Here is a 22457-nt window from a genome sequence, read left to right on the forward strand (position 1 = left end):
GTGAGCATCAGAATCAAGATTTGCGGCATTACCCGGCCCGAGGATGGCGCAGAAGCCGCCCGCTTGGGCGCAGATGCCATCGGCCTGGTGTTTTATCCGAAAAGCCCGCGCAATGTCAGCCTGGTGCAGGCGCAGGCGGTGATTGCCGCCTTGCCGCCTTTTGTCAGTGTGGTGGCGCTGTTCGTCAACCCGGAGCGCGAGTGGGTGGAAGAGGTGCTGGCCGCGTGCAGCATCGACATCCTGCAATTTCATGGTGAAGAGGCGGCGGCATTCTGCCGCTCTTTCCAGCGCCCCTATCTCAAGGCGGTACGGGTGAAGCCCGGACTCGACCTGACAGCGGCAGCCGCCGAATACCCGGACGCGCGTGGCTTGCTCACCGACGCCTTTGTCGAAGGCGCGCATGGCGGCACCGGTACTACCTTTGACTGGACTTTACTGCCAGCAAACCTGCCCCTGCCGTTGATTTTGTCCGGCGGGCTGGACGACCAGAATATCAAGCAAGCCGTGGCCGCAGTGCGGCCGGCGGCGGTGGATGTTTCCAGCGGTGTGGAAGCAGCCAAGGGAATCAAAGATGCTGCCAGAATGGCAGCGTTCATATCAGGAGCAAGGCATGGAGCGGTATGATCTTCCGGATGCAAACGGCCACTTTGGACCGTATGGTGGCGTCTATGTTGCCGAAACCTTGATGGCGGCACTGGACGAACTCAAGAACGAATACGAGCGCGTCAAGGCCGATCCGACTTTCTGGGAAGAGTTTCGCCACGAGCTGAAACACTATGTGGGCCGCCCCAGCCCCATCTACCATGCCAAGCGCTGGTCGGAGCAACTGGGCGGTGCGCAGATTTTCTTCAAGCGCGAAGATCTCAACCACACCGGCGCGCACAAGATCAGCAATGCCATCGGCCAGGCTTTGCTGGCCCGCCGCATGGGCAAGAAGCGGGTGATTGCCGAAACCGGTGCCGGTCAGCATGGTGTGGCTACCGCTACCGTGGCTGCCCGTTATGGCATGGAATGCTTTGTCTACATGGGTGCCGAGGACATCAAGCGCCAGTCACCCAATGTCTTCCGCATGAAGCTGCTGGGTGCCACCGTGGTGCCGGTGGAGTCCGGCTCCAAGACCCTGAAAGACGCGCTGAACGAAGCCATGCGCGACTGGGTGACCAATGTCGACAGCACCTTCTACATTCTGGGTACGGCGGCCGGTCCGCACCCCTATCCGATGATGGTGCGCGACTTCCTGTCGGTGATCGGCGAGGAATCCAAGGAGCAGATGCCGGAAGTGGCCGGTCGTCAGCCGGATGTGGTGGTGGCCTGCGTCGGTGGCGGCTCCAACGCCATCGGCATGTTCTATCCCTATATCAATGTGGACGGTGTGCGCATGGTGGGTGTCGAGGCCGGTGGCCATGGCATTGCCAGCGGCATGCATGCTGCGCCGCTGTCCGGCGGTGCTGGCGTGGGCGTGCTGCACGGTGCCAAGAGCTATCTGATGCAGGATGCCAATGGCCAGGTTGTCGAGACCCACTCGGTATCGGCCGGTCTGGATTACCCCGGTGTTGGCCCGGAGCATAGCTATCTGAAGGATATCGGCCGCGCCGAATACGTCGCCATCGACGACAAGGAAGCCTTGTCGGCCTTCCACGATTGCTGTCATCTGGAAGGCATCATCCCGGCACTGGAATCCAGCCATGCGCTGGCCTGGGCTGCCAAGGTGGCACCGACCATGGCCAAGGACAAGGTGATTCTGGTGAATCTGTCCGGTCGTGGCGACAAGGACATCAATACCGTGGCCGGTCTTGCCGGTATCACGCTCTAACCAGGCTAAGGAAGGCTTATGTCACGTATTGCTGCATGTTTTGCTGCCCTGGAGGGCAAGAAAGCACTGATCCCGTTTATCACTGCCGGTGACCCGCATCCCTCGCTGACCGTTGCGCTGATGCACGGCCTGGTGGATGGTGGTGCCGACATCATCGAACTGGGGGTACCGTTTTCCGATCCGATGGCCGATGGCCCGGTGATCCAGCGTGCATCCGAACGTGCGCTGGTGCACAAGGTAGGCCTGCGCGATGTGCTGGCCTTGGTAGCCGAATTCCGCCAGACCAATACCACCACCCCGGTGGTGTTGATGGGCTATCTCAACCCGGTGTTTGTCATGGGCTATACCGCCTTTGCCGAACAGGCTCACGCTGCCGGTGTGGATGGTGTGCTGACCGTGGATTGCCCGCCGGAAGAAGCGGCAGAACTGTCGGCGGCGCTGATCGCGGCGGATCTGGACCCGGTATTCCTGATTGCACCGACCACGCCGGAAGCGCGGGTGCGTGAAATCGCCCGCCATGCCCGTGGTTATGTCTACTATGTGTCGCTGAAAGGCGTCACCGGTGCAGGAAATCTGGACATTGACGATGTAGCGCGTAAAATTGCCGCCCTTAGAGCACATATTCAGGTTCCCATCGGCGTAGGCTTCGGCATTCGCGATGCCGCCACCGCCAAGGCCATCTCCGTGACGGCCGATGCCGTGGTGGTGGGGAGCCGTCTGGTGCAGGAAATCGAGGCGGCTACAGAACAAACCGCCAAAGAGCGGTTGACCCGTCTGGTGGCCGAATTGAAGGCTGCCATTCTTTAAGGACACGCAAACGGGGTGACAACACCCCGTTTTACTGACAACCCGGCTTACCCGGCCGGGTTGTGTTGAGCAAGGAGTCAGCATGAGCTGGTTGAACAAGCTCCTGCCGCCGAAGATCAAGCGCGATTCCCGCGCTGACAAGCCTTCAGCGGTACCGGAGGGGCTGTGGAGCAAGTGCCCGGCATGTGAAGCCGTACTGTATTACACCGACCTGGAGAGCAATCTGCAGGTTTGCCCGAAATGTAATCATCATCATCCGCTGAATGCCCGTCAGCGGCTGGATGTCCTGCTGGATGACGAAGGCCGCCGTGAAATCGGTGCTGAGGTCAAGCCGGTGGACATCCTCAAATTCAAGGATGGCAAGCGCTATCCCGACCGTCTGGCTGCCGCACAAAGCAGCACCGGCGAAGACGATGCGCTGGTGGTGATGCAGGGCAGCATCCATTCCATGCCTGCTGTCGTCGCTGCTTTTGAGTTCCGTTTCATCGGCGGCTCCATGGGCTCGGTAGTGGGTGAGCGCTTTGTGCGCGGCGTACAGGCTGCCATCGAGGCCAAGGCACCGTTCATCTGCGTGGCGGCATCCGGTGGTGCACGCATGCAGGAAGGCCTGAATTCGCTGATGCAGATGGCCAAGACCAGTGCTGCGCTGCAGTTGCTGACCGATCATCAGCTGCCTTTCATCTCGGTACTGACTGATCCCACCATGGGTGGCGTTTCTGCCTCCTTCGCCTTCCTCGGCGATGTGGTGATTGGCGAGCCGGGTGCGCTGATTGGTTTTGCCGGTCCGCGTGTGATCGAACAAACCGTGCGCGAAACCCTGCCGGAAGGCTTCCAGCGTTCGGAATTCCTGCTGGAAAAGGGTGCCATCGACATGATCGTCGATCGCCGCGAACTCAAGCGCAAGATTGCCGAACTGGTATCCATCCTGCAAAAGCAGGCTGCTGTTGCCTGATTCTTGCTGACAGTCACGATGTGATGCAGGCCGCTTACCTTCCCAAGGTAAGCGGCTTTTTTATTTGTTTTGCCGCGTGCTATGGTAGCCGCTGCCACTTTTCTGTCTGGATCTTGTCGTGCTCACCTCGCCCCAACTTTCTGCCTTGCAAGCCATCATTCCTGCCGAGCGTATTCATTGCGATGCCGATTCGCTGGACCGTTACGGCCAGGACTGGACCCGCTACACCAGGCCACAGGCCGCGGCAGTGGTGTTCCCGCTCAGTATTGAGGAAGTGCAGGCCGTGGTGCGCTGGGCCAATGCGCAGGGTGTTGCCATTGTGCCGTCCGGCGGTCGTACCGGCTTGTCCGGCGGTGCCGTGGCAGCGCAGGGCGAGGTGGTGTTGTCCTTCGAGCGGATGAATCGTATCGACCAGTTCGACCCGCTGGCGCGTACCGTACGCTGCCAGGCGGGCGTGGTCACGGCTGCGCTGCAGGCCTTTGCCCAGGAGCAGGGGTTGCTGTATCCGGTGGATTTTGCTTCCAGTGGCTCCAGCCAGATCGGTGGCAATATCGCCACCAACGCCGGCGGCATCCGCGTGGTGCGTTATGGCATGACCCGCGACTGGATTGCCGGCCTGACGGTGGTAACCGGCAGCGGTGAGCTGCTGCAGTGCAATCTGGGGCTGAACAAGAACAATAGCGGCTATGACTTCCGCCACCTGTTCATCGGCTCCGAAGGCACGCTGGGGCTGGTGGTGGAGGCCACGGTGCGCTTGTGTGATCCGGCACCGCCCTCTGCGGTATTGCTGCTGGCCGTGCCGCAATTGCCCGACATCATGGCGGTGTTCCATGCCTTTCGCAGCCGGCTCACCTTGCAAGCCTTCGAGTTTTTCTCCGATCAGGCCCTGACCCATGTGTTGGCAGCGAGGCAGGCGCAGCCACCACTGGCGGAGCGGCAGCCTTTTTATGTGCTGCTGGAGTGCGAATTGCCGCCATCGGCGGACGATGCGCCGGTGCTGCAGGCGTTTGAGCATTGCCTGGAGCAAGGCTGGGTGGTGGATGGTGTGCTGGCGCAGTCGCAGCAGCAGGCCAGGGCGCTGTGGCGCTTGCGCGAGGGCATCAGTGCTGCCATTACGCCGCGTACACCCTACAAGAACGACATCGCGGTGGTGATCAGCCGGCTGCCGGATTTCGTGTCGTGGCTACAAGCCTTGCTGGCCCGTGATTACCCGGATTTCGAAGTGCTGTGGTATGGCCATATTGGCGATGGCAATCTGCATATCAATGTGCTGAAGCCTGAAAGCTGGGAACTGGAAGAATTTCGTCATGCCTGTGAGGCGGTTAACAAGCAGGTATTTGCTCTGGTAGCCGAGTTTGCTGGCAGCATGTCGGCCGAGCATGGCGTAGGGCTGTTGAAGCGCGATTATCTGGGGGTAACGCGCAGTGCTGCCGACATTGCACTGATGCGCGGGGTCAAGGCGGTATTTGATCCCAATAACATCATGAATCCGGGAAAGTTGCTGCGCCGCGCAGGGTAGGCTGTTACTGCTGGGTGGAGCGGTGCCTGGGCTGCCATCTTGCTGGCATATATTTTTTCATAATGGTTGCTGAAAAAATAAAGATAAGCAGAATATTTCCATTAATATCAATGACTTGTGTTTAATCTTTGCAATCTGGCAGGCAGGGAAGTACCCAGGACAGATAATCAGTAGCCAACTTGACCTATTCTGCCTTTTTAGTGAGCAGTTTCGGCAAGTTGTTAAGGTAAAAAGACTTTTTTTATTTGTTCAGTACTTATCCACAGAGTTATCCGCTGATTGCTGTGGATAATTGCCGCCGGCGGCAAGAGGCATGGGTCGGTGGCACCGGCCCAGCCGCGCTGGTGGCAAGCTTTAGCGCCGCCAACCAAAACCTGTTGCGGCCTTGCGCCTCCTGGCCGTACTGCTGCTACTGTTGGCGTCGGCGCGCCTTGCCCCAGCGGTGCAAGGCACTTGTTAGCCGCGTTTAGTCCGCGCTGTCCATGCTGTTTTCCAGCGCTTCCAGTTCTTCTTGCAGCAGCATCCAGTCTTCCTCTACCTGGGCCAGTTCGCTGCTGACCACACCCAGCCGTTTGACCGCCTCGGCCAGCTTGCTTTTGTTGGCATCCGAGTAGGCTTCTTCGCCAGACATGAAGGCGTCCAGCTGGTTTTTTTCGCTGCTGAGCTGTTCCAGCTGCTTTTCCAGCTTGGCGAGCTTGCTCAGTAGCGGCTTTTTCAGTTGGGCCAGCTTTTGTCGGGCTTCGGCTTCCTGCCGCTTCTGTTCCTTGCGGTTGACCGCCTGGGCGTCGCCGCTGGACGGTTTGCCGCTTTCTGCCAGCTGGGCCAGCCGCCACTGGCGATAGTCTTCCAGATCGCCGTCAAACGGGGTGACCGTGCCGCCGCTGACCAGCCAGAACAGGTCGGTGGTGGACTCCAGCAGGCTGCGGTCGTGGGAAACCACGATCAGCGCACCGGAGAAGTCCTGCAGGGCCAGCGTCAGCGCGTGGCGCATTTCCAGGTCCAGATGGTTGGTCGGTTCGTCCAGCAGCAAGAGATTGGGCTTTTGCCAGACGATCATCGCCAATGCCAGCCTGGCCTTTTCGCCGCCGGACATCGGGCCGACCAGGTCGGTCGCGTTGTCACCACGGAAATTGAAGCCGCCCAGAAAGCTGCGCAGTTCCAGCTCGCGTGCGGTGGGGGCCAGTCGTTGCATATGCTGCAGCGGCGACTCGTCCACGCGCAGGGTTTCCAGCTGGTGCTGGGCAAAATAGCCAATCTTCAGCGTTTGCGCCTTGATAAGCTCGCCCGCCTGTTGCGGCAGGTCGCCCGCCAGCAGCTTCACCAGCGTGGATTTACCGGCACCATTCACCCCCAGCAGGCCAATGCGGCTGCCGGCTTCCACTGACAGCGACAAGCCTTGCAAGATGGTGGTGGCGCCGTAGCCGATATTCACCTTGTCCAGCCGCAATAGCGGGTTGGGCAGATTGTCCGGGCTGTCGAAGTGAAAATCGAAGGGCGATGCCACGTGAGCCGGAGCGATACGCTCCAGTTTTTCCAGTGCCTTGACCCGGCTTTGTGCCTGCTTGGCCTTGGTGGCCTTGGCCTTGAAGCGGGTGATGAAGGATTCCAGATGGGCAATCTGGCGTTGTTGCTTGTCGAATTCGCCCTGCTGGCGCGCCAGCTTTTCCGCACGCATGGTTTCAAACTGGCTGTAATTGCCGGTGTACAGCGTCAGGGTCTGGTTGGCTACTTCGGCAATATGGCTGCAGATACTGTCGAGGAAATCGCGATCATGCGAGATGATCAGCAAGGTGCCCGGATAGCTTTGCAGCCAGTCTTCCAGCCACAGCACGGTTTCCAGATCCAGGTGGTTGGTCGGTTCATCCAGCAGCAGCAGGTCGGAGCGGCACATCAGCGCCTGCGCCAGGTTCAGCCGCATGCGCCAGCCGCCGGAGAAGCTTTTGACTGCGCGCTGGTGGGCTTCGGTGGCGAAGCCCAGGCCGGTCAGCAGCTTGGCGGCGCGGGCCGGGGCGGAGTAGGCCTCGATGCGCGCCAGTTCACCGTGCAGATGACCAATGGCGCTGCCATCGTCGCGCGCTTCGGCAGCGGCGAGTTCAGCCTCCAGCTGGCGTAGCTCGTGGTCGCCATCCAGCACGTAATCGATGGCCGCGGTATCCAGTGCTGGCGTTTCCTGTGCGACATGGGCCATCACCCATTGCTTGGGGATGTCAGCATCACCGCCATCGGCATGTAATTCGCCCTTGAGCAGGGCAAACAGGCTGGATTTGCCTACGCCATTGGCCCCGACCAGGCCGGTTTTGTAACCGGGGTTCAGGGTCAGGCTGGCGTTGACCAGTAATTCTTTCAGGCCGCGACGCAGGCTGAGGTTTTTCAGTTGGATCATGATCGGGTTGTCAGGCCGACGCAGCAGGCTGCGCCGGCGGGGTGATTTAGGCAGCGGGCAGGCCGGACAAGTCCCAGCGTGGTTTGATTGAATAGCTGCCGGGTGCAATGGCGTATTTCAGTCGCATGGCGCCGGCAAAGGCAATCATGGCGCCGTTGTCGGTGCACAGGGCCAGAGGCGGGTAGAACACCTCCAGCTTGCGCCGGGCAGCAGCCTGATCCAGTGCGGCGCGCAGCTGCTTGTTGGCACCCACGCCACCGGCCACCACCAGCTTTTTCATGCCGGTCTGTTTCAGGGCTTTCAGCGATTTGCTCACCAGCACTTCGACGATGGCATCCTGAAAGGCGCGGCAGATATCTTTGCGCGTCTGTTCGTCGATCTGGCCATGCTCGGCTTCCACCTGCTTGCTCAATGTCAGCACGGCAGTCTTGAGGCCGGAGAAACTCATGTCCAGGTTGTCGCTGTGCAGCATGGGGCGTGGCAGATTGAAGCGGGTCGGATCTCCCTCTTCGGCGAGACGCGACAGCAGCGGGCCGCCGGGATAGGGCAGCCCCAGCAGTTTTGCCGTCTTGTCGAAGGCTTCGCCGGCTGCATCGTCCAGCGTTTCGCCCAGCACCTCGTACTGGCCGATGCCGCGTACGGCCATCAGCTGGGTGTGGCCGCCGGAAACCAAGAGGGCGATGAAGGGAAAGTCCGGTCGCGGCTCTGCCAGTAATGGCGATAGCAAGTGGCCTTCCAGATGATGGACGCCGATCACCGGAATGTTCAGGCCAAAGGCCAGCGCATTGGCCACGCTGGCCCCTACCAGCAGGGCACCGCCCAGGCCAGGGCCCTGGGTGTAGGCAATGGCATCCACATCGGCCAGGGTCTTGCCAACTTCAGCCAGGCAGGCTTCGGTGAGCGGGATGACCCGGCGGATGTGGTCGCGGCTGGCCAGTTCAGGCACCACGCCACCGTATTCGGCGTGCATGGCCATTTGCGTATGTAGTTGGTGGGCAATGAGGCCCGCCTTCAGGTCGTACAGTGCAACGCCGGTTTCGTCGCACGATGATTCGATTCCAAGTACCAGCATGATGGCTTTATAACAGGTCAATCTTTCCATTTTACCGGTGAATCTTTGTCTGCCCAAATCGGGAATGATAGTCTGTGGCGATTAAGCGGATTTGCGCTGAACCAAAGCGGAAGGATGGAGCAGTGAAAGCAAGACTCAAATGGGTGGATGGCGTGTGCTTCATGGGCGAGAGCGGTAGCGGCCATGCGGTGGTGATGGATGGTGCGCCGGAAGGCGGTGGGCGCAATCTGGGGCCGCGTCCGATGGAGTTGCTGCTGCTGGGTACCGCCGGCTGTACCAGTTATGACGTGATTTCCATCCTGAAAAAATCCCGCCAGCAGGTGACTGATTGCTGGGTGGAGATGGAAGCCGAGCGCGCCGAGACCGAGCCCAAGGTATTCACCAAGATCCATTTTCATTTTGTCGTGACCGGACGGGATCTCAAGCCCGAGGTGGTGGAGCGGGCCATCAAACTGTCGGCCGAAAAATACTGCTCGGCCTCCATCATGCTGGGCAAGACGGCTGACATCAGCCACGATTTCGAGCTGCGCGCAGACTAGCAGCTGTTTGCCGGCTGTTTTTCAAGGCCGAATCAAAACCGCCGACGCCCTGGGCCGTCGGCGGTTTTGTTTTGGCGGCAGCGGCAGCGGGGTGCAGATGGCGGCAAAACTTGCCGCTTCTGCCGGTCCGGGCAGGCCGCCCGATGCCTGATGGGGGCGCTGAGCCCAATAAAATCAATGGTCTGAATGGATTGTTTTGCCTGGCACGGTTCCTGCTAATGATGGGGACGTATTCAAGGAGGTAAGGTCATGTTGGACAAGATTGGCAAGGAATTCGATTTTCAGCAGCGAGCGCTCAATCTGCGCGCCTATCGCCAGGAAGTCATTGCCAGCAATGTGGCCAACGCCGATACCCCCAATTACAAAGCAGTCGATTTTGATTTCAAGCAGGCTTTGCAATCGGCACAGGATGGACAGGGCAAGCTGGCGATGAATGTGACCGATACACGCCATCTGGCTGGTACGGGTGCTGGCAGTGCTGGCAAACCCGCTGTGCAGTATCGCAATGCAGTACAGCAAAGCCTGGACGGTAACACGGTGGATATGGATGTGGAGCGTGCTGCTTTTGCCGATAACGCCTTGCAATACCAGACCACGCTCACCTTCCTCAGCAAGCGTATTTCCAGTCTGAATACCGCCATTACCGGTGGAGGCCAGTAACCATGTCGCTCGCTAATATTTTCGCCATTTCCGGTTCGGCGCTGACGGCCCAGTCCATGCGTCTGAACGTGGTGGCCAGCAATATCGCCAACGCGGAAAGTGCCACCAGCTCTACCGGTCAGCCTTACAAGGGCCGCCACGTGGTGTTTACCGCCTTGCCGGTATCCGCTGATCAACCGCAAGTGGCTGGTGTGCGGGTGACTTCCATCGTGGAAGACCAGACCCCGCCGCGGCTGAAGTACGACCCCAGCAACCCTCTGGCGGACGAAAAGGGCTATGTCAACATGCCCAATGTCAATCCGGTCGAGGAAATGTCCGACATGATTTCCGCCTCGCGCTCGTATCAGACCAATGTGGAAATGATGAATACCGCCAAAACCCTGCTGCAGAAGACCCTGCAGCTTGGACAGTGATGAAAGGCAGCAGCCATGACCAGCTCGGTTAATTCCTCGGCCAATCCGTATGCGATGCTGAACGGCAGTTCCAGCACATCTGGCAGCAGTACCAGCTCGACCAATGCCAATACCGATACCAGTGCACAGGGTATCCAGGATCGCTTTCTCAAGCTCTTGGTGACGCAGTTGCAGGCGCAGGACCCGATGAACCCGATGGATAACAGCCAGATCACCAGCCAGATGGCACAGATCAGCCAGGTATCCGGCATGCAGACGCTCAATACTGCCATGCAGAGCCTGGTGCAGTCGCAGGCTGCCAATCAGTCGCTGATGGCTGCCACCATGATCGGCAAGCAAGCACTTGTGCCGGGCAATGCGCTGAGCCTGACCAGCGGTTCCAATGTGCAAGGTGCAGTCAATCTGAGTGGCGCTGCCACCGACTACACCGTCAGCATTGCCGACGCCAATGGCAATGTGGTGGATACCCTGACGGTGAAGAGCCCCAGCAGCGGTCTGAATTCCTTTAACTGGGATGGCAAGGATGCCAATGGTAAGCAGTTGCCCAGCGGCAATTACACCTTCAGTGCCAAGGCCACCAGCGCCAGCACTACTGCGGTAACGGCCACGCCGTATGCCAACCAGGCGGTAACTGCCGTCAGCTGGGCTAGCGGCTCGCCGCAACTGATCATGAAAGACGGGACCAGCGTGGGTCTGGCTAACGTTGCACAGCTGTCTTAATCAAGTCATTAGCGCAAACAGGTTTCGGGGAGTAATAACATGGGTTTTCAACAAGGTTTGAGCGGTCTGAATTCGGCGTCCTCGCAGCTGGATACCATTGGCAACAACGTATCCAATGCCAGCACCGTCGGCTTCAAGAGTTCGCGCACCGAGTTTGGCGATCTGTTCTCCACCAGCTTTTATGGCGTGGCCAATACCAGTGCCGGCATCGGCTCGCAGGTGAGTGCGGTCACCCAGTCTTTCAGTGCTGGTAACATCACCCCGACCGGCCGCAGCCTCGACCTTGCCATCAACAACAACGGCTTTTTCATTGTGCGGCAGAATCCGACTTCTACCACCGGTTCGCTGGCCTATACCCGCAATGGACAATTCCAGGTGGACAAGGATGGTTACATCGTCAATGGCAACGACCGCCTGCAAGGCTGGATGGCCAATAATGGCGTGGTGACCCAGGGCCCGGTAACCGACCTGAAACTGCAAACCAATCTGATTTCGCCGGCTGTGACGACCAAGGTCACCATGGGGGTGAACGTGGATTCGCGCTTGTCGCCGCCGACAGTCACGCCGTTGGATCCGACCAATACCAATAGCTTCAACTGGTCGAATGCCGCACAGGTGTATGACAGTCTGGGTAATCAGCACAACCTGACCCTGTATTACGTCAAGGGCACGGCTACCACCACCGGTACGCCGTGGACGGTAACTGCCTATGTCGATGGCAGCCCGGCTAGCGGTACCAATACCTACACCATGAATTACGACACCAAGGGTAATCTGACCAATACCACGCCGTTCAGTGTCACTTTCTCTCCGACCCCGGTAAATGGCTCTTCGGCGCCTGTTACCTTTACCGTCGATTACACCGGCTCCACCCAGGTGGCACAGGCATCTGGTACACCTACGGAAACGGTAGATGGTTATGCCCCGGGTACGCTGAGCAGCATGAATATCGATACCCATGGCAATATCATGGCCAGTTTCTCCAATGGTCAGAACAAAGTCATCGGTCAGGTGGCCCTGGCGACTTTTACCAACTCGCAAGGTCTGCAAAACGAAGGCGGCAACCGCTGGCAGCAAACGCTGGCTTCCGGTGTGCCAGCCTACAATGCGCCGGGCTCGGGCAATGCCGGCACCGTGCAGTCGCAAGCACTGGAGGACTCCAATGTGGACCTGACCTCCGAGCTGGTGAACATGATTACCGCGCAGCGCTTTTACCAGGCTAATGCCCAGACCATCAAGACCGAAGACACCTTGATGCAGACCATCATCAATCTGTGATTGATGTCAGCCAGATCAGCCTAAGGAAGCGGGGAAACAATGGATAAGATGCTGTACCTGGCCATGACCGGTGCCAAACACATCGATTTGCAGCAAGCCACCACGGCCAACAATCTGTCCAATGCCAATACCAATGCCTTCAAGGCCGATCTGGCCTCCTTCCGTGCGCTGCCGGTGGTTGGTCCTGGCGCACCGACCCGTACTTATGTGGTGGACAACACCATTGGCCATGACATGAGCCAGGGCAGCCTGATGCATACCGGGAGCCCCAGTGATTTCGCCCTGGGTTCACCCGGTTTCTTTGCGGTGCAGGCTGCGGATGGTAGCGAAGCCTATACCCGCGATGGCGGCTATGTGCTGGACGCCAACGGCATGATGCGCACCCGCAGTGGCCTGCCCATCACCGGTGATGGTGGCCCGATTACCGTACCTACCGGCTATCAGGTGCAGCTGGGACAGGATGGCTCGGTGGTGGGCGTGCCGCAGAATGGCAAAGACCGCACCCCGCAACTGCTGGGGCAGATCAAGTTGGTGAATCCCGCGGTGAAGGATGTGTACAAAGGCCCTGATGGTTTGTTCCGCATGAATAGTGGCGATACCGCCACTGCCGATACCTCGGTCAAGCTGGTGCCGGAAACGCTGGAAGCCAGCAATGTCAATGCGGTGGAAAGCCTGGTGCAGATGATCTCGCATGGTCGCCAGTACGACATGAATATCAAGCTGATGACCAATGCTGATCAGAATGATCAGAAAGCCACTCAGCTGCTGGCCATCAGCTAAGACCTGGCCACCCCCATACTGATAACAAATCAAGAATTCTGAGGAAATACCGCCATGATGCGTGCGCTTTATGTTGCCAAGACCGGGATGGACTCCAGCCAGTTCAATCTGGATGTCATTTCCAACAACCTGGCCAACGTCAACACCGTAGGTTTCAAGCGCGGGCGCGCTATTTTCGAAGATCTTTACTATCAGACCCTGCGTCAGCCAGGCGCGCAGCTGGCAGATGGCAGCACCACCCCCACCGGTTTGCAAGTAGGTACCGGTGCCACGGCAGTGGCCACCGCCAAGAACTTCACCCAGGGCAATATGACGCAGAGCAGTCAGCCGCTGGACTGGGCGATTACCGGTGACGGATTTTTCCGCATCCTGCGCCCGGATGGCACCACTGCTTACACCCGTGATGGGGAATTCAAGCGCAACTCCAGTGGCGACATCGTTACTTCTGATGGCTATCAGCTGAACCCCAATATCAATATCCCCAGCACGGCTTCGCAAATTACCGTTTCTACCGCTGGTGTAGTGCAGTACTTCCTGCCCAATAATCCGGCACCGCAAACCGCTGGCACCATCCAGCTGACGACTTTCATCAATCCGCAAGGTCTGGAAAGCGTTGGTAATAATCTGTACTTGCAGAGTGCTTCTTCGGGCGATCCGCAGGATGGTGATCCGGGTACGGATAGTCGTGGATTGGTCATGCAGGGTTTCCTGGAAGGTTCCAACGTCAATGTGACGGAAGAGCTGGTCAACATGATTACCGCGCAGCGTTCGTTTGAAATGAACTCCAAGGCAATCACCACGGCTGACCAAATGCTGCAAAAGCTGACACAGATGTAAGCTGCCGGTTCTGCTGGTGGTATTTAAACGCTAAAATCAGGTTTTGCTTGATGGCCGGCAGGCGGTGCGAGGAGGGCGGGATGAAAATGCTGAAATGGATGATACCGGGTGTGCTGGCCTTGCTGCTTGCCGGCTGTGCAGCGCAGGAACCGCCGCTGGTGACGCTGCCGATGACTGCCCGGCCGCAACCGCAAGCCAGTACAATGCCGGCTAATGGTTCCATCTTCCAGACAGGCAGTTACCGCGCCATGTTCGAAGACAAGATGCCGGCGCTGGTGGGCGATACCTTGACCATCTCGATTCAGGAAAAGTCCTCGACCTCGCAGTCGGAACAAACCACAGCCACCCGCTCTTCCGCGCTTAATGAAAGCCTGACCAGTGGCATCCAGCTGCCCTTTGTGCCCAGCGGCCTGGGCAAGGGCATGGGCGCTTCCATTACTGGCAGTGGCTCGGCCAACAATACCGGCAAGGGCACCAACCAGGTAGCCACCACCTTTGTCAGCTCCATTACCGTTACCGTGATCGAAGTGCTGGCCAATGGCAACTTGGTGGTCAGCGGTGAAAAAGTGGTCCGCATCAATGGCGATACCGAATCCATCCGCCTGTCCGGTGTGGTCAATCCGCGTGATATCGCGGCCGACCGCTCGGTGTCCTCGCTCAAGGTGGCCGATGCCCGCATCGAGCAGGAAACCAAGGGTAATAACCGTCTATACAATGAACCGGGCTGGCTGGCCAAATTTTTCCTGAGCATCATCCCCATCTAATGATGCGGCTCGGGCTGGATGACATCATGAACAAACTGTTGCTGGCAGCGCTGCTGCTGATGCTGGGGGGGCAGGCGCTGGCGGCCGACCGGCTCAAGGACATTACCAATATCGCCGGCGTGCGTTCCAACCAATTGCTGGGTTATGGTCTGGTGGTGGGGCTGGATGGCAGCGGCGACAAGGTGACTTCATCGCCGTTTACCGGTCAGTCGCTATCGAACATGCTGACCCAGTTGGGCGTGCAGATTCCGCCGGGTACCAAGGTCGATCCCAAGAACGTGGCGGCGGTCAGCCTGACCGCCACCTTGCCGGCTTTTGCGCGCAAAGGCCAGGCGCTGGATGTCACCGTCTCCTCGATTGGCGATGCCAAGAGTCTGCGCGGCGGTACCCTGCTGCTGTCACCACTCAAGGGTGCTGATGGACAGATTTACGGCATGGCCCAGGGCAATGTGCTGGTGGGTGGCGCGGGAGCGGCTGCCGGAGGTAGTAAAGCCCAGGTCAACCAGCTTAGCGTGGGGCGGATTGCCGGTGGTGCCACGGTGGAGCGTGAAGTGCCCACGGCGCTGGGTAGTGGCGAATTCATCAATCTGGAATTGCAGGAAGCCAATTTCACCACGGCCAACCGTGTAGTACAGGCCATCAACAAGGCATTTGGCAGTGGCACTGCCCGCGCGGTGGATGGCGGCATGGTGGAAGTACGCGCACCTTTCGATTCCAACCAGCGGGTACAGTTTCTGTCGCGGATGGAAAATCTTGCCGTCGACCCGGCAGAAGTTTCCCCTCTGGTCATCATCAATGCCCGTACCGGTTCTATCGTGATGAATCAGGCAGTACAGCTGGAGCCATGCGCTGTGGCACACGGTAACCTGACGGTGACCATCAGCAATACACCGCAGGTGAGTCAGCCACCGGCCTTGTCCGGTGGGCAGACGGTGGCCACCAATCAGGCCAATGTCAGCGTGACCAGCGATGGCGGCAAGGTGCTGAAAGTGGCCAAGAGCGCCAATCTCAACCAGGTTGTCTCGGCACTGAATGCACTGGGTGCCACGCCGCAAGACCTGATTTCCATCCTGCAGGCAATGAAGGCCGCCGGATCGCTCAAGGCGGATTTGCAGATCATCTGACGCTTGTTTTGCTTGCTGTCAAAGGCCCCGGTTACGGGGCCTTTTTCTATTGGCCCGCTTCTTGCTTTTAGCCGGGTGGAGGAGTGAAGAATGACGACGCAGTTTTCCAGTACCTATACAGCAAACGATGCCCTGAACCAGCAGCTGGCGGTGGATCCCACCCAGATGTCCAGCCTGCGTTCGCGCATGGCCAAGGACCCCAAGGGAGCGGCCAAGGAAGCGGCGTCGCAGTTTGAAGCCCTGCTGATGGGAACCATGCTGAAAACCATGCGCGAAACCAAGTTTGACGACGAGGGCGACTCGGCCATGGACACTTACCGTGGCATGCTCGACCAGCAGATGGTGCAGTCGCTGAGTCGTGCCGGCGGCATGGGCATTGCCGATCTGGTGTACAAGCAGATCGCCAAGCAATCCGGCTTTGATGCGGGTAGCGATGCCAGCAAATTGCGTTCGTCGGCCACCAGCCCGGTACTGCCCACCCGCTTTACGCAGTCGAGTGGGGTGAAGGCCTATCAGGCAGCGCAGAGCGAGGCAGCCAGCGCTGGTCTGGCCACGGCGCAGGTAGACAGCACCGGAAGCAGCGATGGCAAGAGCTTTATCCAGGGCATGCTGCCACATGCACGCAATGCAGCTGCTCAGCTTGGTGTGGCGCCAGAGTTTGTGGTGGCGCACGCTGCGCTGGAAAGCGGCTGGGGTAAGCGGTCCATTCGCAATGCGGATGGCAGCAACTCGCACAATCTGTTCGGCATCAAGGCCACGGGTGACTGGCAAGGCAAGTCCACCAGCATTACCACCACCGAATATGTGAACGGTAGTGCGCAAAAGAAAGTGGAGAAATTCCGTTCTTATGATTCGTATGCCGATGCGTTTAGTGATTACGCCAGCATGTTGAAGAATGCTCCGCGCTATCAGGCTGCATTGAATCAGGGGCGCAATGTGCAGGGTTTCGCCCAAGGCTTGCAAAACGGCGGCTATGCCACCGATCCGCGCTATGCGCGCAAACTGGTGGATGTGGCCGCTTCGCTGGCACAGCAAGCGGTGCGCTCTTGATTAAAGTTTCAGCAGTTGCGGTCGATAAAACAGCAGAGAGGCGATAATGGGCTCAAACATTTTTTCCATTGGCGTTAGCGGCCTGAATGCAGCACAAACTGCGCTTTCTGTTGTCGGCCAGAACATTTCCAATGCCAATACCCCAGGCTATAACCGCCAGGTGATGAGCCAGGCAGCGCGTATGCCGCAACAGGAAGGCTTCGGCTATCTGGGGCAGGGGGTGGACATTACCGGTGTCAGCCGCACCTATGACAAGTATCTGGACTCGCAGGTATTGAGTGCCCAGGCCGGCAGTAACTACTACTCCAGCCAGCTGTCGCAGCTGAACCAGATCAATAATCTGCTGGCTGATCCGACCGTGGGGCTGAACAATTCTTTCCAGAGTTTTTACAGCAGCCTGCAGACCTTGTCGCAAGATCCGTCGTCTATTCCCAGCCGGCAAACCGTGGTCAATATGTCGCAGGCGCTGGTGTCCAACTTCACCGCCATCGGCAACAATCTGTCCCAGATGCAAGCGGGTGCCAATTCGCAGATTACCAGTACCGTCAACAGCATCAATGCACTGGCTCAGAATATTGCAGACCTGAACAACCAGATCGCTGCTGCCGCCGCCAGCAATAGCCAGCAACAGCCCAACGACCTGATGGATCAACGCGATCAGGCCATGGAGCAGTTGAACAAGCTGGTGAGTGCCAAGTCGGTGGCACAGTCGGATGGTACTTACAGCGTGTTCATCGGCAATGGTCAGGCGCTGGTCATGGGCAATCAGGTCAACAAGCTGGGTACGCAGGCTGATCCTGCCAACCCGCAGAATGTGCAAGTGACCTATCCCAATCCCAACGGCACCGCCACGGTGATTCCCAGCTCGGCACTGTCGGGTGGGCAATTGGCCGGTTATATGTCTTTCCGCGACGGCACCCTGCTGACTACCCAGCAAAAGCTCGGCACCCTGGCCATCGACTTCACCACAGCGATGAATTATCAGAATCAGCTGGGGCGTGACCTGTCAGGCAACCAGGGCGGGCAGATCTTTGCCGACATGAGCAGCTATGCCACCCACCCACAGGATGCCGTGGCCAATATGCAGTTGCTGCTGGCGGACCCGTCCAAGCTCGCGGCTTCTTCGTCCTTGCAGCTGGGCGCTGGTGGCATTACTCCTGCCGGCACCGGTGTGACTTTGTCCGGCGTCTGGGCCAGCATGCCCGGTACTTATGGCTGGAGCAGTACCACAACGCCGCCTTCAACGACGACGCACCCGGTTACCGGCCTGACCGGCATGACCATCAATGCCACTTCCGCCACCAGCATCAGCGCTACGCTGACCGGTGGCCCGGATAATGGCCAAACCTTCAACGTGGTGCCGGACCCTACGGTTTCCAATGGCTACAAACTGGTGGACAGTGCTACGCCGGCCAATGATCTGGGTATCAAGTTCCAGCTATCTGGCCAGATGCAGGCGGGTATGACCATCAATGTTTCACCGGTGCCGGTCGGTACAGCTGTCATTGGTAATGGTAATAATCTGGGCGAGATGATGGGGTTGCAAACCCGCAAGATTGTTGATGAAAACAAGAACGGCACCAATAGCGGTTTGCAATCTTTCCAGACTTATTACTCCACCACGGTGAGTTATGTTGGTAATGCAACTAATACGGTGAGCCTGGCCTCATCATCGCAGACCACCTTGCTGCAACAGGCCACGACCTCGCGTTCGAATGTCAGTGGCGTGAACATGGATCAGGAAGCAGCTGACCTGATCAAGTATCAACAGGCTTATCAGGCATCTGGCAAGGTGCTGCAGATAGCGCAGACGCTATTCCAGCAAATCCTGCAAATGGGCGGCTGAGGCGAGGGTTGAATCATGAGAATCAGTACTGCAACATCCTATATGACCGGCACCTACGACATGCAATCGCTGCAGTCGCAGTTGCAATCGTTACAGATGCAACTGGATACCCAGAAGCGGGTGGTGACACCTGCTGATGATCCGGTTGCGGCGGCGCGCATTCTGCAGCTGAACCAGTCCGATGGCATGAATAGCCAGTATGTCACCAATACCAAGGCAGTCGAATCTACCTTGTCGCTGGCCGAATCCCAGTTGACCAATGCCACCAACCTGCTGACCAGCATCAAGGCGGTTGCCATCCAGGCGGGTAATACCGTGCTGTCCTCCGATCAGTTACTGATGATTCAGAAACAGGTACAGGAAGGTATTGCCGAGATGACCGGTTATGCCAATGCTACCGATGGCAAGGGCAATTATCTGTTTAGCGGCAACAAGGTGGATACTCCGCCCTATGTGCTGGATGCCACTTACACCGCCACATATCAAGGCGATACAGGCCAGCGCAATGTGCCTATCAGTGCCTCACGCAGCATGCAGATTTCCGATGCCGGCAGTAATGTGTTTGGTAATGCCAGCAGTGCGACTGCGGTGTTTGATGCACTCAAATCCTTGAATGATCTGTTGGCGCAGAATCCCAAGCCGGCCAATTACAGCACTTCAATGGGTGCCATCGTAACGTCGCTGGATACCGCACAGAAAAACCTGTCCACCAATATCGCTTCTATTGGTGCGCGCCGGCAGGAAAACCAGAGCGTGCAGGACATGGGCACCCAGCTCGGGCTGCAGTACAAGTCCGGCATCAGTGATTTGCAGGACCTGGACATGCCCAGTGCCATTACCAGTTTCACCCAGACTCAGACCTCATTGAAGTACAGCCAGCTGGTGTACAACAAGGTCACCAGCCTGTCGCTGTTCAACTATATGTCCTGAGTCTTCTCGCATTGCTTACCAAGAAAATGGCCGCCCTTTGGGCGGCTATTTTCATTGCGGGAGCGAGAACACCATCAGGCGTTGAGCATGGCCGGCTCGACCACAATGCCAGCACGCAATCCCGGTTTTACCGTGGGGTTGGGAAATAGGATGCGTTCCTCGCCACCGTTGGCGACGTAGCGCTGCGTGCCATCCTCGGCAATCAGCATGCCGTCTGGCAGGGCTGTAAAATTCTCCACGCTGGCGGCCAGATGCAGGCGGAAAGCTTCGCTGTGCTTGATCAGATCGTACTTGGCGCGAAATAAGGGGTAGTCGCCATCGCGATAGTCGGGCAGGGCGGGTGTGCTGTCGTCCAGCAGTTGGCGCAGGGCGTGATCGATGCCAGCAAAGCGGCTAAGGTCGTTCTCGCCAAAGGGCCTTGCCTTGCCCAGCTCCAGGGTGAAGGCATCAGCCTGATGCTGCTGGCTGGTGTAATAGCTGAAGGTGTTGGCCGGCTTGCTGTGCAGCAGCACGGCTTCGATGCCGCAATGCTTCAGCCAGGCCAGTTGGCTGCGTCGGTGCGTGCGCTCATGCAAGAAGGGGTAGATGGCAAATTTTTCGTAGACCGAACCGCGAATGGCGGTGTGCAGGTCGTAATGCAATTTGGGGTTGTTTGGGCCTGCCTGAGCAAAAAAGCGGCTGGCGTGTTGTTCCAGCAGCGCGGCGCGTTCGGCTTCACATAGCCCGGCATGTTGCTGATGGGCGCCATTGAATAGGCGGTTGAGATCGTAATCCAGATAGCGTTCACCGCAACGCATGGCTTGCGGATTGCCGAACAGCACCAGCAAGGGGTGGTGCAAGCGCAGCTGGCCGCTGGCGATATCGGTCAGGATGCCATCCACTACTTCGACGGGCGCGGTTTCGTTACCGTGAATGCCGCAGGACAGCAGGATGTAGCTGCAGGTGGCAGCCGGCGTGGCCGGGCGCAGTTCGACGGCGCTGTCATCATGCCAGTGGGCGGTGACGCCGTGTGCCAGTGTCCAGCGGGTTTCCGCCAGCGCTGCCGGCTGCAACACATGCTGCAGAAAACGAGAATGCGAGGTGGTCATGGGCTATCCGTGCAAAGGGAAGGGCTGATTGTAACCATTCCCTCATGGCTTGCAGCCGGCATGCCGCGCATTTGAACGCGGATGCCGTATATGGGCAAACTCAGTCTATCCAGCCGGGTTTGCGCATTTCCAGAAAAGCCTTGACCCCTTCCTGGCCTTCTTCGCTGCGCCGCAGGGCGACGATGCGATCCACTGTCAGCGCGATGACTTCCGGGCCGATATCGCGGTGTTCGATGTCACGGATCAGCTGTTTGGCGGCAATCATGGCATGCGGGCCGTTCAGTAGCAGTTGGCGGCACATGTGATCGACGGCATCGTCCAGTTCGTCGTTTTCCACGGTCTGGTGGATGAGCCCCAGCCGGCGGGCCTTGCCAGCATTGATGCGCTCGGCGCTAACAAAATAGCGGCGCGCGGCGCGCGGGCCGATGGCGCGCACGATATAGGGTGCGGCCAGGGCTGGAATGATGCCCAGCTTGACGTCAGAAAAGCAGAACAGGGCCTCGGCGACGCTGATGGACACATCGCAGCAAGCGATGAGCGCCGCGCCAATGCCGAAGGCCGAGCCTTGCACCCGGGCGATGGTGGGTTTGGGCAGGTGGTCCAGTGTCTCCAGCAGGGTGGACAGGCGCTGGGCATCACGCCGCAGCTGCGCTTCGTCGTAGTCGGTCAGGCGGCGCATCCAGGCGCTGTCGTGGCCGGCGGAAAAACTGATGCCTTCGCCGGTCAGGATCACGGCGCGGATGCTGTCGTCTTCAGCCAGGGTTTGCAGGGTGGCGGTCAGCAATTCCACCATCTTGTCATCCAGTGCATTGTGCAATTCGCCACGATTCAGGGTAACGGTCGCAATGCCCTGCGGGCTGACCTTGAGCAGTACGGCTTCTTCCATCAGGTTCTCCTCGGTATTCATCTTGTTGTTGTGGCGCAGGGCCGGTCTAGGGCTGGCAAAAACGGAAAATGCTGCGCACAAAGGCTTCGGCCGCTTCGATATGCAGCACGTGGGCAGCGTGCGGCAGCAGCTCCAGCGTGGCACCACTGATGCGTTCTTGCAGCAGCCGCGCCTGGTAAAGCGGCGTCAGGCGGTCTTCTTCGCCCAGCAGGATGTGGCAGGGCAGCTTGATCTGTTGCAGCCAGTTGCGCGCATCGTGCTCCTTGACGCCATTGATCAGCCGGATGACGGCATCCCAGTCCACCATGCCGGCCATTTCCTTCATGTCGTCCAGCATGCTGGCATTGGCTGCCAGAAAACGACTGGAAAACAGCCAGGGCACGCTGGCGCTGTAACGCAAATCCAGGCCGCCGATGGCATTGGATTCGATCCAGCTCTGGCTGATGCGGTTGTTGACCTCGTCCGACCAGGCCAGGGTGGAGGCCAGCAGCAACTTGTGCAGGCGCTGGCCATGGCGGTGGGCGAAATGCTGCGCCACCATGCCGCCATAGGACAGGCCCACCAGATAGACTTTTTCCAGCTGCAGAGCGTCCAGCAAGGCGGCGGCCAGGTCGGCCTGCTCGGTCAGTGCGTACTTTTCTGCCTCCGGCTTGTCGCTCTGGCCCTGGCCGAGAAAATCCAGCCGCAACAGCCGATACTGGCTTTCCAGTGCTGGTGTCATCAAGGTCCAGCCCGGGGTCGACATGGTGATGCCATTGAACAGCAACAGGGTGTGCTGGCCTTGTCCGGTCAGTTCGTAGAACAGCGAATGTCCATTGAGCGTGATGTGTGGCATGGGCGGCTCCCGCTGGCGTGAGTGCGGCCGGATGGCGGCAACTCTGCTTTATTCTAGGCTGCATTACGTCTGGCAGGCCAGTTAGCGGGGTTATTTTGCCCCGGGGCCGGCAGTCTGGGTAACCAGACTGTCATTTCCAACGTTTAAAGTGCAGGCTGGCC

At 58.7% G+C, this 22457-nt stretch carries 22 protein-coding genes; 17 read left to right on the forward strand and 5 right to left on the reverse strand.

Features of this window, described 5'->3' with window-relative positions:
• The 5 genes from EAY64_RS12455 (at window position 1) to EAY64_RS12475 (ending at window position 5091) form a co-directional block, all read left to right on the forward strand.
• The gene (locus EAY64_RS12455; protein WP_103525076.1) at window positions 1-624 is read left to right on the forward strand and encodes a phosphoribosylanthranilate isomerase; all 624 of its coding nucleotides are present in this window, start codon (window positions 1-3) and stop codon (window positions 622-624) included.
• The gene (trpB, locus tag EAY64_RS12460; protein WP_103525077.1) at window positions 611-1813 is read left to right on the forward strand and encodes a tryptophan synthase subunit beta; all 1203 of its coding nucleotides are present in this window, start codon (window positions 611-613) and stop codon (window positions 1811-1813) included. The genes EAY64_RS12455 and trpB overlap by 14 nt, the downstream gene beginning before the upstream one ends.
• 18 nt (window positions 1814-1831) lie before the next feature.
• Window positions 1832-2620: a tryptophan synthase subunit alpha gene (gene trpA, locus EAY64_RS12465; protein ID WP_103525078.1), complete on the forward strand. Its 789-nt coding sequence runs from the start codon at window positions 1832-1834 to the stop codon at window positions 2618-2620.
• An 82-nt stretch (window positions 2621-2702) separates the two neighbouring features.
• Window positions 2703-3572, forward strand: a complete 870-nt coding sequence (gene accD / locus EAY64_RS12470) for an acetyl-CoA carboxylase, carboxyltransferase subunit beta (RefSeq protein ID WP_103525079.1) — start codon at window positions 2703-2705, stop codon at window positions 3570-3572.
• 118 nt (window positions 3573-3690) lie between these two features.
• Entirely contained in the window at window positions 3691-5091 is a 1401-nt protein-coding gene (locus EAY64_RS12475) for a D-2-hydroxyglutarate dehydrogenase (protein ID WP_103525080.1), read from the forward strand.
• A 466-nt stretch (window positions 5092-5557) separates the two neighbouring features.
• Here the strand turns inward: EAY64_RS12475 and EAY64_RS12480 are convergent, their stop codons facing one another.
• Together EAY64_RS12480 and tsaD are read right to left on the reverse strand one after the other, a co-directional pair.
• Window positions 5558-7474, reverse strand: coding sequence for an ATP-binding cassette domain-containing protein (locus tag EAY64_RS12480; RefSeq protein WP_103525081.1), 1917 nt, complete (start codon window positions 7472-7474; stop codon window positions 5558-5560).
• Window positions 7475-7520: 46 nt separating this feature from the next.
• Window positions 7521-8546, reverse strand: a complete 1026-nt coding sequence (gene tsaD / locus EAY64_RS12485; RefSeq protein WP_103525129.1) for a tRNA (adenosine(37)-N6)-threonylcarbamoyltransferase complex transferase subunit TsaD — start codon at window positions 8544-8546, stop codon at window positions 7521-7523.
• 122 nt (window positions 8547-8668) lie between these two features.
• Here tsaD and EAY64_RS12490 point away from each other — a divergent pair, with 122 nt between their 5' ends.
• The 12 genes from EAY64_RS12490 (at window position 8669) to flgL (ending at window position 19487) form a co-directional block, all read left to right on the forward strand.
• A complete protein-coding gene (locus tag EAY64_RS12490) occupies window positions 8669-9085 on the forward strand; it encodes an OsmC family protein (RefSeq protein ID WP_103525082.1) in 417 nt (138 codons plus the stop codon).
• Window positions 9086-9334: 249 nt separating this feature from the next.
• The gene (flgB, locus tag EAY64_RS12495; RefSeq protein ID WP_103525083.1) at window positions 9335-9745 is read left to right on the forward strand and encodes a flagellar basal body rod protein FlgB; all 411 of its coding nucleotides are present in this window, start codon (window positions 9335-9337) and stop codon (window positions 9743-9745) included.
• 2 nt (window positions 9746-9747) lie between these two features.
• Window positions 9748-10158 carry a flagellar basal body rod protein FlgC gene (flgC, locus tag EAY64_RS12500; RefSeq protein ID WP_103525084.1) on the forward strand — a complete coding sequence of 137 codons (411 nt, stop codon included), beginning with the start codon at window positions 9748-9750 and terminating at the stop codon, window positions 10156-10158.
• Between the two features lie 15 nt (window positions 10159-10173).
• A complete protein-coding gene (locus EAY64_RS12505) occupies window positions 10174-10878 on the forward strand; it encodes a flagellar hook assembly protein FlgD (protein ID WP_103525085.1) in 705 nt (234 codons plus the stop codon).
• A 39-nt stretch (window positions 10879-10917) separates the two neighbouring features.
• Complete coding sequence (gene flgE / locus EAY64_RS12510; RefSeq protein ID WP_103525086.1) at window positions 10918-12156, forward strand: flagellar hook protein FlgE; 1239 nt, start codon at window positions 10918-10920, stop codon at window positions 12154-12156.
• 39 nt (window positions 12157-12195) lie between these two features.
• Window positions 12196-12936, forward strand: a complete 741-nt coding sequence (locus EAY64_RS12515; RefSeq protein ID WP_103525087.1) for a flagellar basal body rod protein FlgF — start codon at window positions 12196-12198, stop codon at window positions 12934-12936.
• A gap of 54 nt (window positions 12937-12990) precedes the next feature.
• Window positions 12991-13773, forward strand: coding sequence for a flagellar basal-body rod protein FlgG (gene flgG, locus EAY64_RS12520; protein WP_103525088.1), 783 nt, complete (start codon window positions 12991-12993; stop codon window positions 13771-13773).
• 80 nt (window positions 13774-13853) lie between these two features.
• Window positions 13854-14537, forward strand: coding sequence for a flagellar basal body L-ring protein FlgH (locus EAY64_RS12525; protein ID WP_103525089.1), 684 nt, complete (start codon window positions 13854-13856; stop codon window positions 14535-14537).
• A gap of 26 nt (window positions 14538-14563) precedes the next feature.
• Complete coding sequence (locus EAY64_RS12530) at window positions 14564-15661, forward strand: flagellar basal body P-ring protein FlgI (protein ID WP_103525130.1); 1098 nt, start codon at window positions 14564-14566, stop codon at window positions 15659-15661.
• Between the two features lie 90 nt (window positions 15662-15751).
• The gene (flgJ, locus tag EAY64_RS12535; RefSeq protein ID WP_103525090.1) at window positions 15752-16711 is read left to right on the forward strand and encodes a flagellar assembly peptidoglycan hydrolase FlgJ; all 960 of its coding nucleotides are present in this window, start codon (window positions 15752-15754) and stop codon (window positions 16709-16711) included.
• 46 nt (window positions 16712-16757) lie between these two features.
• Window positions 16758-18557, forward strand: coding sequence for a flagellar hook-associated protein FlgK (flgK, locus tag EAY64_RS12540; protein WP_103525091.1), 1800 nt, complete (start codon window positions 16758-16760; stop codon window positions 18555-18557).
• Between the two features lie 15 nt (window positions 18558-18572).
• Window positions 18573-19487 carry a flagellar hook-associated protein FlgL gene (flgL, locus tag EAY64_RS12545; RefSeq protein WP_103525092.1) on the forward strand — a complete coding sequence of 305 codons (915 nt, stop codon included), beginning with the start codon at window positions 18573-18575 and terminating at the stop codon, window positions 19485-19487.
• Between the two features lie 74 nt (window positions 19488-19561).
• Here the strand turns inward: flgL and astE are convergent, their stop codons facing one another.
• The 3 genes from astE to EAY64_RS12560 form a co-directional block, all read right to left on the reverse strand.
• Complete coding sequence (astE, locus tag EAY64_RS12550) at window positions 19562-20575, reverse strand: succinylglutamate desuccinylase (protein WP_103525093.1); 1014 nt, start codon at window positions 20573-20575, stop codon at window positions 19562-19564.
• A gap of 100 nt (window positions 20576-20675) precedes the next feature.
• The gene (locus EAY64_RS12555) at window positions 20676-21461 is read right to left on the reverse strand and encodes an enoyl-CoA hydratase-related protein (protein WP_103525131.1); all 786 of its coding nucleotides are present in this window, start codon (window positions 21459-21461) and stop codon (window positions 20676-20678) included.
• Window positions 21462-21507: 46 nt separating this feature from the next.
• A complete protein-coding gene (locus tag EAY64_RS12560; protein ID WP_103525094.1) occupies window positions 21508-22296 on the reverse strand; it encodes an alpha/beta fold hydrolase in 789 nt (262 codons plus the stop codon).
• Window positions 22297-22457 lie beyond the last annotated feature (161 nt).

The sequence above is a fragment of the Aquitalea palustris genome (genome assembly GCF_003693445.1).
In the GTDB taxonomy this organism is placed as follows: domain Bacteria; phylum Pseudomonadota; class Gammaproteobacteria; order Burkholderiales; family Chromobacteriaceae; genus Aquitalea; species Aquitalea palustris.

What these genes read in the sequence shown, in the direction of transcription:
- trpB (WP_103525077.1), top strand. Translation starts at nt 611, where the DNA reads ATGGAGCGGTATGATCTTCCGGATGCAAACGGCCACTTTGGACCGTAT.
- trpA (WP_103525078.1), top strand. Translation starts at nt 1,832, where the DNA reads ATGTCACGTATTGCTGCATGTTTTGCTGCCCTGGAGGGCAAGAAAGCA.
- accD (WP_103525079.1), top strand. Translation starts at nt 2,703, where the DNA reads ATGAGCTGGTTGAACAAGCTCCTGCCGCCGAAGATCAAGCGCGATTCC.
- EAY64_RS12480 (WP_103525081.1), bottom strand. Translation starts at nt 7,474, where the DNA reads ATGATCCAACTGAAAAACCTCAGCCTGCGTCGCGGCCTGAAAGAATTA.
- tsaD (WP_103525129.1), bottom strand. Translation starts at nt 8,546, where the DNA reads ATGCTGGTACTTGGAATCGAATCATCGTGCGACGAAACCGGCGTTGCA.
- flgB (WP_103525083.1), top strand. Translation starts at nt 9,335, where the DNA reads ATGTTGGACAAGATTGGCAAGGAATTCGATTTTCAGCAGCGAGCGCTC.
- flgC (WP_103525084.1), top strand. Translation starts at nt 9,748, where the DNA reads ATGTCGCTCGCTAATATTTTCGCCATTTCCGGTTCGGCGCTGACGGCC.
- EAY64_RS12505 (WP_103525085.1), top strand. Translation starts at nt 10,174, where the DNA reads ATGACCAGCTCGGTTAATTCCTCGGCCAATCCGTATGCGATGCTGAAC.
- flgE (WP_103525086.1), top strand. Translation starts at nt 10,918, where the DNA reads ATGGGTTTTCAACAAGGTTTGAGCGGTCTGAATTCGGCGTCCTCGCAG.
- EAY64_RS12515 (WP_103525087.1), top strand. Translation starts at nt 12,196, where the DNA reads ATGGATAAGATGCTGTACCTGGCCATGACCGGTGCCAAACACATCGAT.
- flgG (WP_103525088.1), top strand. Translation starts at nt 12,991, where the DNA reads ATGATGCGTGCGCTTTATGTTGCCAAGACCGGGATGGACTCCAGCCAG.
- EAY64_RS12525 (WP_103525089.1), top strand. Translation starts at nt 13,854, where the DNA reads ATGAAAATGCTGAAATGGATGATACCGGGTGTGCTGGCCTTGCTGCTT.
- EAY64_RS12530 (WP_103525130.1), top strand. Translation starts at nt 14,564, where the DNA reads ATGAACAAACTGTTGCTGGCAGCGCTGCTGCTGATGCTGGGGGGGCAG.
- flgJ (WP_103525090.1), top strand. Translation starts at nt 15,752, where the DNA reads ATGACGACGCAGTTTTCCAGTACCTATACAGCAAACGATGCCCTGAAC.
- flgK (WP_103525091.1), top strand. Translation starts at nt 16,758, where the DNA reads ATGGGCTCAAACATTTTTTCCATTGGCGTTAGCGGCCTGAATGCAGCA.
- flgL (WP_103525092.1), top strand. Translation starts at nt 18,573, where the DNA reads ATGAGAATCAGTACTGCAACATCCTATATGACCGGCACCTACGACATG.
- astE (WP_103525093.1), bottom strand. Translation starts at nt 20,575, where the DNA reads ATGACCACCTCGCATTCTCGTTTTCTGCAGCATGTGTTGCAGCCGGCA.
- EAY64_RS12555 (WP_103525131.1), bottom strand. Translation starts at nt 21,461, where the DNA reads ATGGAAGAAGCCGTACTGCTCAAGGTCAGCCCGCAGGGCATTGCGACC.
- EAY64_RS12560 (WP_103525094.1), bottom strand. Translation starts at nt 22,296, where the DNA reads ATGCCACACATCACGCTCAATGGACATTCGCTGTTCTACGAACTGACC.